Here is an 11,505-nt window from a genome sequence, read left to right on the forward strand (position 1 = left end):
TCCGGTGCCCACCGGCGTGACCACGGCCGGGGTGCCGGTCGTGGACGGCATCCCGTTCGCCCGCGCGGGCCGGGAGGAGCTGCGCGACCGGGTCGCCGGGCTGCTCGCCGCCGGGGAGGTCGACCGGGCCCGGGTCGCCCTGTTCGCCGACGCCGACGACTGGTGGTCCGAGCCGCCACCGCCGGAGGCCCAGCTGGCGCGGGTGCCGGCGGCACGGAGCCTCCGTGAGGCGATGGACCTGCTCGGCATGGGCCGGGTCGGCGACTACTTCGCCCACCGCTGGTCGGATCCGACCCACCTCGCCGGCCTGGCACTGCTCGGCCAGCACTGGCCCGGGGACCGGCCGGTGGTGGACGTGGCCTGCGGGGTCGGCACCCAGCTGCGCGAGCTCTCCCGCCGCGGGGTGCGCGACCTCCTCGGCCTGGACGTCGTCTGGTCCAAGCTGTGGCTGGCCCAGCGCTTCGTCTGCCCCGGGGCCCGCTACGTCTGCGCCGACCTGACCGCCCTACCGGACCTGCAGGTGCCCCGTCCCGCGTACGTCACCTGCCACGACGCCTTCTACTTCCTGCGCGACAAGCCCGCGGCCGCGGCTGCGATGCACGCGCTGGCCGGCCCGGGCGGGACGGTCGTCGTCGGCCACGCCCACGTCGCCGACACGGTCTCCGCGGGCGAGCCCCTGGCCCCGGCCGAGTACGCCCGGCTGCTCGGGGCCACCGTGCTCTACGACGACGCCGAGCTCACCGCCGCGCTGCTGGCCGGGCGCCCGCCGCGCCCGGCCGCGGCCCGGGAGCTGACCCGGAGCGAGGCCATCGGCCTGGTCGCCGGCGACCTCCGCGGGCCGGCCCCGCAGGACCTGGGCGACCCGCTCGGTCCGCTGCGGCCCAACCCGCTCTACGTCGACGGCGAGCTCCGCTGGCCCAGCGAGCGCTACGCCGCCGAGTACGGCCCCCGGTCGGGGCACCTGCCGGCCCGCTGGCCCGAGCCGCTGCCCGCCGACGCCGCCCGCCGCCGGCTGCTCGTCGACCTGCCGGAGCAGTGGTGAGCAGCGTCGGTTGGGGGGTGGCCGGCTGCGGCTGGGTGGCGCGCGACCACGCCGTCCCCGCGCTGCGGCAGGTGCCCGGCGCCCGGCTGGTGGCCCTGCACGACCGGGACCCGGGCGCGATGGCCCGGATGCCCACCGACGCACCCGCGACGACCGACCTGGCCGCCTTCCTGGCCACCCCCGGGCTCGACGCGGTCTACGTGGCGGTGCCCAACTCCGCGCACCGGCAGGTCGTCGAGGCCGCGGCCGCCGCCGGGGTGGCGGTGCTGTGCGAGAAGCCGCTGGCCGCCGACCTCGCCGACGCCGAGGCCGCCGTCGCCGCGGCCGACCGGGCCGGCGTGCTGCTCGGCACCGCCTACGACCAGCGCTGGCACCCGGCGCACGTCCGGCTGCGCGAGCTGGTGCCCGAGCTCGGCACGGTCACCGCCGTCCGGGTCGTGTACTGCTGCTGGCTGCCGGCCGACTGGTCACCCGACGGCCGGCCGCACGACAACTGGCGCATCGACCCCGCCCGCGCCGGGGGCGGCGCCGCGATCGACCTGGCGCCGCACGGCCTGGACCTGGCCGGCGTCCTGCTCGGCGAGGACGTCGCCGAGCTCACCGCGCTGCTGCAGCGCCGGGTGCAGCGCTACCCGGTCGACGACGGCGCGCTGCTCATCGGCCGCACCGCCGGCGGCGTGCTGGTCGACCTGCACGTGGCCTACAACTGCCCCGACGCCCTCCCCCGCCGCCGGCTGGAGGTCGTCGGGACCCGGGGCACGGCCGTCGCCGTGGACACGATGGGCCAGACCCCCGGCGGGTCGCTGACGCTGTTCCGCCCCGAGCCGGTCGACGTCCCGTTCGCCGGCACCGACCCGTTCAGCGCGCAGTTCGCCGGCTTCGGCGCCGCGGTCGCCGGCACCGGCCCCTGGCCGTACCCGGCCGCCCGCGACCTGGCCCTCCACCGGCTGCTGGTCACCGCGCTGGGCCGGGCCACCGCACGCCCGTCGACGACGATCCGAGAGGAGCTGCCCGCGTGAACCCCGAACCCGCCACCAACCCCTACCGCGGCCTGCTGCCCGACCTGCCCGCCTTCGCCTGTACCCACTGCGGGCACTGGCAGCGCTGGCCGGCGCCCGGCCCGCAGGTCTGCCCGGTGTGCGCCGACGTGCGCAACGCCCTGCCCGAGCACGGCTTCGAGTTCGTGACGCCGAAGCAGGCCGACGAGCTGGTGATCGGCTCCTGGCGGCCCACCGCGGTCGCCGGCATCACCGAGTTCTTCACCGAGCCGCGGTTCGGGCTGGACAGCCGCGGCTGGGTGATCGAGACCGACGCCGGGCTGGTCGGCTTCGAGTGCGCCCCCTGGTACACGCCCGAGATGCTGGCCGAGCTGCGCCGGATGGCACGTGAGTTGGGCGGCTTCGATGTGCTGGCGTCCAGCCACGTGCACGGCTACGGCGCGCTGTGGCAGCTGCAGCTGGAGCTGGAGCCGGGCACCGTGTGCGTCGGGGTGCGCGACCTGGAGTGGACCAAGGCCTTCCGGGTCACCTGGCCGGCCGACGACGTGCTGGAGCTGGCCCCCGACCTCACCCTGCACCGCACCGGCGGCCACTTCCCCGGGCACTCGGTGCTGCACGACACCCGCCGCGGGGTGCTGTTCTGCGGCGACTCGCTGAAGGTCGACCTGGACGGCGACGGCCACCCCGTCGGGCTGAGCGCGCACAAGGCGTTCCACGCGCAGATCCCCCTGTCGCACGGGGAACTGCGGGAGTACCTGGCGGTGGTCGCCGAGCTGGAGTTCGGCACCGTCGCCACGCCGTTCGAGCTGGTGCCGGGCGTGACCACCGACCACGTCGTCCACCTGGTGCAGCGGCTGCTGTCCCGGCGGCCGGACGCCGCGCCGATCCCGCTGGCCGAGCTGTGAGCACCGCGCAGCGTTACCTGGACTCGTTCCCACCGGGGGTCGAGGAGTTCGCCATCGAGGGGCTGGACTCCCTCGACGTGCCGCTGCACAGCGCCTTCCTCAGCTCCTCCCCGGCACACCCCGGCGGCAGCGGGCTGGGCTACGGCGCGACCCGGGAGGAGGCGCGCACCGGTGCGCTGGGCGAGATGGCGGAGATGGCGCTGTCCATCCGCGCCCACGCCGGGCTGGACCGGGTGCACGGCTCCTACCGCGAGCTGGCCCGCACCGAGGGCCGCGACCGGGTGGCCGACCCGCGCACGCTGTGCCTGGAAGCCGGCAGCCTCTACGACGACGACCGGCCGCTGCAGTGGCTGCCGATGACGCGCACCCGGGACGGCGAGCAGGTGCTCGTCCCCGCCGAGCTGGTGGTCTCCGCCCCCGAGGAGCTCCCCGGCGACCCGCCCCCCGGCGGCTGGCTCACCACGGTCCTCACCAACGGGCAGGGCGCCGCCTTCGACGCCGACCGGGCGGTCTCGCACGCGCTGCTGGAGCTGCTGCAGCGCGACGGCAACGCCACCACCTTCCGGGCGCTGGACCAGGGCGTGGTGCTGGACCTGGCCGGGCTGCGCGACCCGGATGCGCTGGCGTTGCTCGACCGGCTGGACGCCGCGGGCATCGACGTCCTGGTCAAGCTGGCGAGCACCGAGCACGGCGTCGTCGACGTCTACGCGGTCGGCTGCTCGCGGGACGGCTCGGAGCCGGCCCCGATGATGGTCACCGCCTGTGGAGAGGCCGCCTCCCCCGACCGGGACGCCGCCGTCCGCAAGGCGCTGTTCGAGTTCGCCGCCGCCCGCAGCCGCAAGGCCTTCATGCACGGGCCGCTGGACGCCGTCGCGGCCGCGACCCCGCCGGGCTACCTGGACCAGTGGCTGCGCGGGCACCCGCCGGAGCGGATGGTCGAGGAGGACCGGGCGCTGCAGGCGATGCTGGCCTGGACCCGGCTGGGCACCGACCGGCTGGTCGAGCTGCTGCAGGGGTCGGTGCTGTCCCGGCGGCGCACCGTGGCGCTCACCGACCTGCCCACCCGCAGCGCCGGGGACCCCGTCGGCGCGCTCACCGCCGAGGGGTTCGACGTGCTGGTCGACCTGCAGCCCTCGCGGGGCGAGGCGGTCGCGGCGAAGGTGCTGGTGCCGGGGCTGGAGGCCGAGACGATGTCCTACGGCCGGATCGGCGAGCGCGGCGTGCAGCGGCTGCTGGAGCGGGAGGGCCCCGGCGCCGGGCTCGCCGTCGTGGGCGCCGACCCGGGCGGCTGGGCGCGGGTGCACCTGACCGCGGCGGCCGAGGAGCGGCTCGGCGGGCCGGCCTGGTTCGACCGGGCCGGCGCCGACCGGGTGGTGGGCGCGCTGTACGCGCTCTACCGCGAGCCCGGCCGGCACGTCGCGGCCCTGGCGGCAGCATGAAGCTGCGCTACGCCTACAACACCAACGGGCTGACCTCCCACCGGCTGGACGACGCGCTGTCCTTCCTCGCCGACACGGGCTACGCCGGGGTGGCCCTGACCCTCGACGTGGTGCACCTGGACCCCTTCGCCGACGACGCGTTCGCCCAGGCCGAGCGGGTGCGGGCGCGCTGCGACGCCCTCGGGCTCGGCGTGGTCGTGGAGACCGGCGCCCGGTTCCTGCTCGACCCGCGGGTGAAGCACGAGCCGACCCTGGTCAACCCCACCGCCGAGGGCCGCGCCCGCCGGCTGGCCTACCTGCGGCTGGCCTGCGACCTGGCCGAGGTGCTGCAGGCCGAGGCGGTGAGCTTCTGGGCCGGCGTGCCCCAGCCGGGGGTCGGCCGGGACGACGCGGAGCGCTGGCTGGTCGACGGCGTCCGGGCCCTGGTCGACAGCCACGGCGGGCGCTCCTACGACCTGGCCGTCGAGCCGGAGCCGGGGATGCTCGTCGAGGACGCCGACGACTGGGCCCGGCTCGCCGCCGAGGTGCCCGGGCTGACCCTGGCGCTGGACACGGGGCACTGCGTGGTCAGCGGCCGGTACGCCCCCGAGGAGGCGGTGACCGCCTTCGCCGGGCAGCTCGGGACGGTCGCCGTCGAGGGGATGCGCCGCGGCGTGCACGACCACCTGCCCCTGGACGAGGGCGACGTCGACCTGCCCGCCGTGCTCGGCGCGCTCCGCGACACCGGCTACGACCGGCTGGTGACGCTCGAGCTGTCCCGGGACGGCCACCGGGCGCACCACATGGTGCCCCGCTCCATCGAGCTCCTGCGGAAGGCCGAGTCATGAGGATCTGCTTCGTCAGCCGCCGCTACTGGCCGGCGGTCAGCGGGATGAGCGTCTACGCGGAGAACCTGCTCCGCGAGCTCGTGGCGCTCGGCCACGAGGTGACGCTGGTCAGCCAGTACCGGGACGACGAGGCGGGCACCCGGGTCTACGGCGGCGGCCTGCCGCCGGCCGACCGGGTGCCGGCGGGCGTCGAGGTGCACGCCCTGCCCAGCCGGGGCGAGACCGTCGTCCCGGCCGACTGGGAGGGCGACATCGCCGAGATCGTGCGCACCGTCGTCGAGCTGCACGAGCAGCGGCCCTTCGACGTGCTGCACGCCCAGTACGGCTACCCGCCCGGCCTGGCGGTGCTGGAGGCGTCCCGGCGGACCGGCCTGCCGAACCTGGTCAGCATCCAGGGCGGGGACGGGCACTGGGTGGGCACCTGCTGCACCACGCACGCCGAGGCCATGCGCACCGTGCTGGACCACGCCGGCGCGGTGCTGATCGGCAGCGCCAGCTTCCGCGACGAGGTCGTGGGCAACCTGGGCACCGACCCGGCGCGGTTCACGATCGTGCCCGGCGCGACCGACACCACCCGGTTCACCCCGGGCGACCGGCCGCTCGGCAGCCTGGCCGACCCGCCGGTGCTGCTGTTCCACGGCCGGGTCGACCGGCGCAAGGGCGTGCTGGACCTGCTCGAGGCGCTGCCCGACGGCGTCCGGCTGGTGGTGTCCGGCATCGGCCCGGACCTGGACGAGGCGAAGGCCCGCGCCGACGGGCGCACCACCTTCCTCGGCTACGTGCCCCCGGACGAGGCGCCGGCGGTCTACCGGACCGCCGACGTCTTCGTCAGCCCGACCTACAGCGAGGGGTTCAGCAACACCCTGCTGGAGGCGATGGCCAGCGGCCTGCCCACGGTGAGCACCGACAGCGTCGGCGTCGTGGACTGCCTGCGGCACGAGGAGAACGGGCTGCTGCACGAACCCGGGGACGTCGCGGGCCTGCGCAAGGAGCTGGACCGGCTGCTCACCGACGCCGACCTGCGCGCCCGGCTGGCCACCACCGCGCTGGAGGAGGTGCGCCGGCTGTACTCCTGGCCGGTGCTGGCGCGCAGCATCGACGCCGTCTGCACCGAGCTGGCCGGCACCGCACCGGACCTGGACTGGAGCGCGCCGGCCACGGTGGACCCGTCCTGCCGGTTCCGGTCCGCGGCACACCTGCTCTGATGCGCGTGCTCGCGGTCAGCCCGCACCTGGACGACGCCGCATTCTCCGCCGGCGCCACGCTGGCGGCGCTGGCCGACGCGGGCCACGAGGTCACCGTGCTCACCTGCTTCACCCGCAGCGTGCCCGACCCGACGGGCTTCGCACTGGCCTGCCAGCTGGACAAGGGGCTTCCCCCCGACGTCGACTACCTGGCGCTGCGCCGGGCGGAGAACGCCGCGGCGGTCGCCGTGCTCGGGGCGACGGCGGTCGACCTGGACCTGCCCGAGGCACCGCACCGCGGCTACACCAGCGCACCGGACCTGTTCGCCGGCGTGCACCCCGGGGACGACGTCTGGCGCGACGTCGCCGATCAGCTCGCCGGCCGGGACGCCGACCTGTGGCTGGCCCCGCAGGCGCTCGGTGGCCACGTCGACCACCTGCAGGTGCTGCGCGCGGTGGCCTCGCTGGACCGGCCGGTGCTGTGGTGGCGGGACAGCCCCTACGTGCTGCGGGAGCCCGACGCCGTCCCCGGTGCCGCGCTCCCCGCCGGGCTGTCACCGGTCGCGCTGCCGCAGCTGCCCGATCGGCGAGCCGACGCGTGCGCCTGCTACCGGACGCAGCTGGGCTTCCAGTTCGGCGGCGAGGCCGGGATGCGCACCGCCCTGGCGGAGCTGCTCGAGGTGCTGCTGGCCGGGCCGGCGGCGCGCTCGGTGCTGCCCGCGGAGCTCGCGGCGGGCCGGGCATGACCTGGCTGGTCACCGGCGGCGCCGGGTACATCGGGTCGCACGTGGTGCAGGCGATGGCCGCCGCGGGTGAGTCGCTGGTGGTGCTCGACGACCTGTCCAGCGGGGACGCCGGCCGACTGGAGCAGCTGCCCGGGGTGCCGCTGGTCGTCGGGACCGTCCGCGACCGCGCGCTGGTGGACCGGGTGCTGGGCGAGCACGCGGTGCAGGGCGTGGTGCACGTGGCCGGCAAGAAGGCGGTGGCGGAGTCGGTCGCCGACCCGCTGCGGTACTTCGCCGAGAACGTCGAGGGCCTGGTCTCGCTGCTGGAGAGCTGCCGGTCCGCGGGCGTGGGCCGGATCGTCTTCTCCAGCAGCGCCGCGGTCTACGGCGCCCCCGACACCGACCCGGTGACCGAGGACGTCCCGTGCCGGCCGCTGTCGCCCTACGGGCAGACCAAGCTGGTCAGCGAGTGGGTGCTGCGCGACTGCGCCACCGCCCACGGGCTGGCGGCCACCTCGCTGCGGTACTTCAACGTGGCCGGCGCCGTGCAGCCCCGGCTCGGCGACACCGGTGCGGCCAACCTGGTGCCGATGGTCTTCGCCGCCCTGGACGCCGGCCGGGCGCCGGTGGTGTTCGGCGACGACCACGCCACCCCCGACGGCACCGGGGTGCGGGACTACGTGCACGTCTCCGACGTCGCCGCCGCGCACCTGGCCGCGGCGCGGGCGCTGACCGCCGGCTCGCCGGGCGGCACCTACAACGTCGGCACCGGGACCGGCTGCAGCGTCCGCGACGTGCTCCGCGTGGTCGCCGAGGTGACCGGGGCCGACACCACCCCCGAGGTGGCCGGCCGCCGGCCCGGGGACCCGGCCAGCGTGGTCGCCGCGGTCGGCCGGATCGAGCGCGAGCTGGGCTTCCGGGCCCGGTTCGACCTGCACGACATGGTCAGCAGCGCCTGGACCGCCTGGCGCCTGCTCCAACCGCGGTGAACACCACGTGCGAGGCGCCGACCGCTCCTCAGCCAGGCGGCAGGAGCCAGGTGTCCTTGCTGCCGTCCAGTGCGGTGGACCCCTCGGTCAGCGCCACCCGGGTCCACGGCGCGGGCAGCGCGCGGGTGACCGCACCGGCGACGGTGGACACCCGCAGCCCGGCCTCCCGCGGCACCAGGGCGCCGTCGACGAGGGTGGGCACCGTGGAGACCTCGAGGGGCTCCTGGGCGATGAAGCGGTGCGGGGTGGCGGCCACCTCCGCCTGCAGCTCGGCGAGCTCGGCCGCCGAGCAGCGGGGCCCGACCACCGTTCCGCGCCCGCCGTACCCGCGGACCGGCGTCACGACGAGCTCGTGCAGCCGGTCGCGCACCTCGGCGAGGTCCGCCTCGTCGGCCAGCAGCCAGGTGCGCACGGTGCCCAGCACCGGCTCCTCACCGAGGTGGAACCGGATCAGCTCCGGCACGTACCGGTAGGCGGCCTCGTCGTCGGCCACCCCGTTGCCGGGGACGTTGGCCAGCGCCAGCTGCCCGTCGCGCACGGCGGCCCGGAGCAGCACGCCCAGCGGCGTGCCGCACGGCGTCAGGTGCGCGGCCAGCCCCGCCTCGTCGATCCGCAGGTGCAGGACGTCGACCCGCAGCCGCTGCCCGTCCACCTGCACCTCGACCCCACCACCACGCGCCGGCCAGAGCGCGTCGGGCGTGGCGACCGGGACGCCCAGCGCCTCGGCCAGCACCCGGTGCTCGAACCAGCCCGGGCTCTGCGGCCCCTCGGAGAGCAGGGCCAGCTGCGGGACGCCCGAGCACGCCGGCGGTGCGGCCTCGGCCAGTGCCGCCCGCAGCAGCGGCACCGCCGCGGCCGGGTCGACGAGCCCATCGGCCGCGGCGTGCAGCTCCGGCAGGGCAGCACGGCCGCTGACCCGGTCGCTGAGCGCGTGCCCCAGGCCGGACGGCGTCCGCAGGCTGTCCCGCACCGCCACCCAGCCCCGCGGACCGTGCACCAGGTCCAGACCAGCGACGGTGACCCGCTGCTGGCCGGGCACGGCGAGGTCCGCCGCCGACGCGCGGAACGCGGGGCTGGCCGCGACGACCCACGCCGGGACGATCCCGGCGCGCACGGCCTCGGGGTGCCGGTCGGGGTCGGTGCGCCGCCGTCCGGCCGGGCGGTGGACATCGGCGAGGAAGGCGTTCAGCGCGCGGTGCCGCTGCTCGGCGCCGCGGGCCACGTGCGCCCAGTCGGCGGCCGGGAGGACGCGGGGCACCGGGCAGAACGGCAACGGCCGCTCCATCAGCCGGCCGTCGACGTAGCTGCCGGTCACCACCCCGCGCGACCGGCGTTCCCGGTCCACCGCGTCGACGACCGCGCCGATCCCGGCGGCGCCCAGCCCGTCGAACGCCGGGACGACGGAGCGGTAGGCCGGCCGGAGCGCCCCGGCGGCGCCCACCGCCTCGTCGTCCGCCGAGCCCGGGTAGCGCGCGAAGACGCCGGAGGCGTCGTTCATCGCGGGGTCACAGCCAGCGATCGAACCACTCCGCGACCCGCTCCGACAGGTGCAGCACGTTCTCCCGTCCCACGATCGTGTGACCCTCGCCCCGGAGGAGGAGCAGTTCGGCCGGCGCGCCCAGCGCGGTCAGCTCCTGGTGCGCCTGGATCGACTCCAGCACCGGCACGTTGGTGTCCCGGTCGCCGTGGGTGAGCAGCACCGGCGACCGCAGCCGGTCCAGCACGGTCATCGGGGAGATCGCGGCCAGCATGTCCCGGTCGGTCACCGGGTCGCCGTACTCGGTGACCGAGGCCGCTGCCATCCACGGCTCGGTGCCCGCGAAGAACGTGCGGAGGTCGCTCATCCCGGCCAGCGTGGCGCCGGCGGCGAACAGGTCCGGCCAGCGGGTGAGCGCCACCAGCGTCAGGTAGCCGCCGTAGGACCAGCCGTGCGCGCCGACCCGGCCGGGCAGCGCGATCCCCTCGGCCACCAGGTGCTCGACGGTGGCGACGACGTCGGTGAACGACCCCTCCCGGGCGGCGAGGTCGTCGGCGGCCATGAACGCGGCACCGTGCCCGCCCGAGCCGCGCACGTTCGGGGCGAAGACGGTCAGCCCGGCCGCGACCAGCGACTGCGCCACCGGGTGGTAGTCCGGGCGCTCCTGCCCCTCCGGGCCGCCGTGGAAGCTCACCACCGTGCGGTTGGGGCCGGCGGCCTCCGGCGGGGTGTAGAGCCAGCCGTCCAGCTCGGTGCCGTCGGCGGCCGCGTAGCGCAGCCGGACCGGCGTCACCAGCAGGTGCGGGTCGGGGCGGCGGGGCGTGCTCGGGAGCGGCACCGGCTCCCGGTCGGCGTCCAGCGCGACCGACCACAGCGACCGGGGCGAGGTCGGGCCGCTCAGCTCGGCCAGCAGCGTGCCGCCGTCGGCCGACAGCGACCAGCCGGGCATGACCGGCTGCGGCAGCGGCACGGCGCGCACCAGGCCGCCGCCGGCGAGGTCCCGCAGCTCCAGCTCGGTGACCCCGTCGGCGTTCCAGACGCACAGCACCGTGCCGTCGGCGCGCGCCGCGTAGGACTCCAGGTCGGCGTCGGGGCGGGCGACGAGCACCTGAGCCGGGCCCGGCTGCCGATCGGCGTCCAGCGGGACGCGGACCAGCCCGGTGCGGTCACTGCGCGGCAGCCCGGGCCGGGCCGGGAGCGCGGCGCGGAGGAAGACCGCGGAGCCGTCCGGGGCGAACCGGCCGTCCTCGGAGGCGCCGCCGCCGGGGGCGCCGAGCGGGATGACCCGCCGCTGGGTGCCGGTGGCGACGTCGACCAGCACGACGTGCCGGTGCCCGCGCGGACCCCGCCGGGCCAGCACCGTCCGTTCGTCGGCGGAGACGGCGGTGACGGCGAGGAAGCCGCCGGTGGCCAGGGTGCGGTGCGCCCCGCTGACCACGTCGACCAGGACGACGTCGGCGCCCGGGCCGTCGCCGGGGGCGATCGAGCAGACGTAGTGGCCCGCCGCCGCGGTCCACCCGCCGGCGAAGACGGTGGCCCGCGGGTCCTCCCCGGCGACCAGGTGCCGCTCGGTGCCGTCGGGCCGGACGGCCCACAGCTGCGCGCAGATCGACCCGCCGGGGCTGACCAGGTAGGCCAGCCACCCGCCGTCCGGGGACCAGGCGACCGAGACGACCTCCTCCTCGGCACCCGACAGCACCGCCGGCGGGGTCTGCTGGTCCAGCGCGGCGACCTCCAGCCGGGGGACGCCGGAGCGGTCGCTGACGTAGGCCACCCGGTCCCCGGTCGGCGCCAGGGTGGGGCACCAGGCGCCGGGGGCACCGGCGATCTCGGCGACGGCGAGGCGCACCTCGGTGGGCAGCCCGGTGGGGCGCAGGACGTCGGTCATGGCACCTCCTCGGTCGGGGACGGGGACGGGG

The 11,505-nt window shown here is 76.9% G+C and carries 10 protein-coding genes; 8 read left to right on the plus strand and 2 right to left on the minus strand.

All coding sequences use genetic code 11. The features are described from left to right. The first annotated feature begins 4 nt into the window (after nucleotides 1-4). The 8 genes from FB380_RS02315 to galE are packed head-to-tail and all read left to right on the plus strand — an operon-like array spanning nucleotide 5 to nucleotide 8,109. Entirely contained in the window at nucleotides 5-1,042 is a 1,038-nt protein-coding gene (locus FB380_RS02315) for a class I SAM-dependent methyltransferase (RefSeq protein WP_229682061.1), read from the plus strand. After that, entirely contained in the window at nucleotides 1,039-2,061 is a 1,023-nt protein-coding gene (locus FB380_RS02320) for a Gfo/Idh/MocA family protein (protein ID WP_166753672.1), read from the plus strand. Before FB380_RS02315 ends, FB380_RS02320 begins: the two co-directional genes overlap by 4 nt. Then, a complete protein-coding gene (locus tag FB380_RS02325) occupies nucleotides 2,058-2,945 on the plus strand; it encodes an MBL fold metallo-hydrolase (RefSeq protein ID WP_229682062.1) in 888 nt (295 codons plus the stop codon). Before FB380_RS02320 ends, FB380_RS02325 begins: the two co-directional genes overlap by 4 nt. Further along, nucleotides 2,942-4,384, plus strand: coding sequence for a YcaO-like family protein (locus FB380_RS02330; protein WP_166753673.1), 1,443 nt, complete (start codon nucleotides 2,942-2,944; stop codon nucleotides 4,382-4,384). The genes FB380_RS02325 and FB380_RS02330 overlap by 4 nt, the downstream gene beginning before the upstream one ends. Next, nucleotides 4,381-5,211 (plus strand): sugar phosphate isomerase/epimerase family protein, encoded by an 831-nt coding sequence (locus FB380_RS02335; protein ID WP_166753674.1) that lies wholly within the window; start codon nucleotides 4,381-4,383, stop codon nucleotides 5,209-5,211. Before FB380_RS02330 ends, FB380_RS02335 begins: the two co-directional genes overlap by 4 nt. Beyond that, on the plus strand, nucleotides 5,208-6,416 hold the full coding sequence (locus FB380_RS02340) for a glycosyltransferase family 4 protein (protein WP_166753675.1): 1,209 nt from the start codon (nucleotides 5,208-5,210) through the stop codon (nucleotides 6,414-6,416). Before FB380_RS02335 ends, FB380_RS02340 begins: the two co-directional genes overlap by 4 nt. Continuing rightward, a complete protein-coding gene (locus FB380_RS02345; RefSeq protein ID WP_166753676.1) occupies nucleotides 6,416-7,141 on the plus strand; it encodes a PIG-L deacetylase family protein in 726 nt (241 codons plus the stop codon). Before FB380_RS02340 ends, FB380_RS02345 begins: the two co-directional genes overlap by 1 nt. Continuing rightward, a complete protein-coding gene (galE, locus tag FB380_RS02350) occupies nucleotides 7,138-8,109 on the plus strand; it encodes a UDP-glucose 4-epimerase GalE (RefSeq protein WP_166753677.1) in 972 nt (323 codons plus the stop codon). The genes FB380_RS02345 and galE overlap by 4 nt, the downstream gene beginning before the upstream one ends. Nucleotides 8,110-8,137: 28 nt before the next feature. Here galE and FB380_RS02355 read toward each other — a convergent pair whose 3' ends face one another. Both FB380_RS02355 and FB380_RS02360 read right to left on the minus strand, forming a co-directional pair. Continuing rightward, entirely contained in the window at nucleotides 8,138-9,607 is a 1,470-nt protein-coding gene (locus FB380_RS02355; protein WP_166753678.1) for a circularly permuted type 2 ATP-grasp protein, read from the minus strand. A gap of 7 nt (nucleotides 9,608-9,614) precedes the next feature. Further along, nucleotides 9,615-11,474, minus strand: coding sequence for a S9 family peptidase (locus FB380_RS02360; protein ID WP_166753679.1), 1,860 nt, complete (start codon nucleotides 11,472-11,474; stop codon nucleotides 9,615-9,617). Nucleotides 11,475-11,505: the final 31 nt, after the last annotated feature.

This window comes from Modestobacter marinus (genome assembly GCF_011758655.1).
GTDB lineage: Bacteria > Actinomycetota > Actinomycetes > Mycobacteriales > Geodermatophilaceae > Modestobacter > Modestobacter marinus.

What these genes read in the sequence shown, in the direction of transcription:
- FB380_RS02355 (WP_166753678.1), bottom strand. Translation starts at nt 9,607, where the DNA reads ATGAACGACGCCTCCGGCGTCTTCGCGCGCTACCCGGGCTCGGCGGAC.
- galE (WP_166753677.1), top strand. Translation starts at nt 7,138, where the DNA reads ATGACCTGGCTGGTCACCGGCGGCGCCGGGTACATCGGGTCGCACGTG.
- FB380_RS02360 (WP_166753679.1), bottom strand. Translation starts at nt 11,474, where the DNA reads ATGACCGACGTCCTGCGCCCCACCGGGCTGCCCACCGAGGTGCGCCTC.
- FB380_RS02345 (WP_166753676.1), top strand. Translation starts at nt 6,416, where the DNA reads ATGCGCGTGCTCGCGGTCAGCCCGCACCTGGACGACGCCGCATTCTCC.
- FB380_RS02335 (WP_166753674.1), top strand. Translation starts at nt 4,381, where the DNA reads ATGAAGCTGCGCTACGCCTACAACACCAACGGGCTGACCTCCCACCGG.
- FB380_RS02340 (WP_166753675.1), top strand. Translation starts at nt 5,208, where the DNA reads ATGAGGATCTGCTTCGTCAGCCGCCGCTACTGGCCGGCGGTCAGCGGG.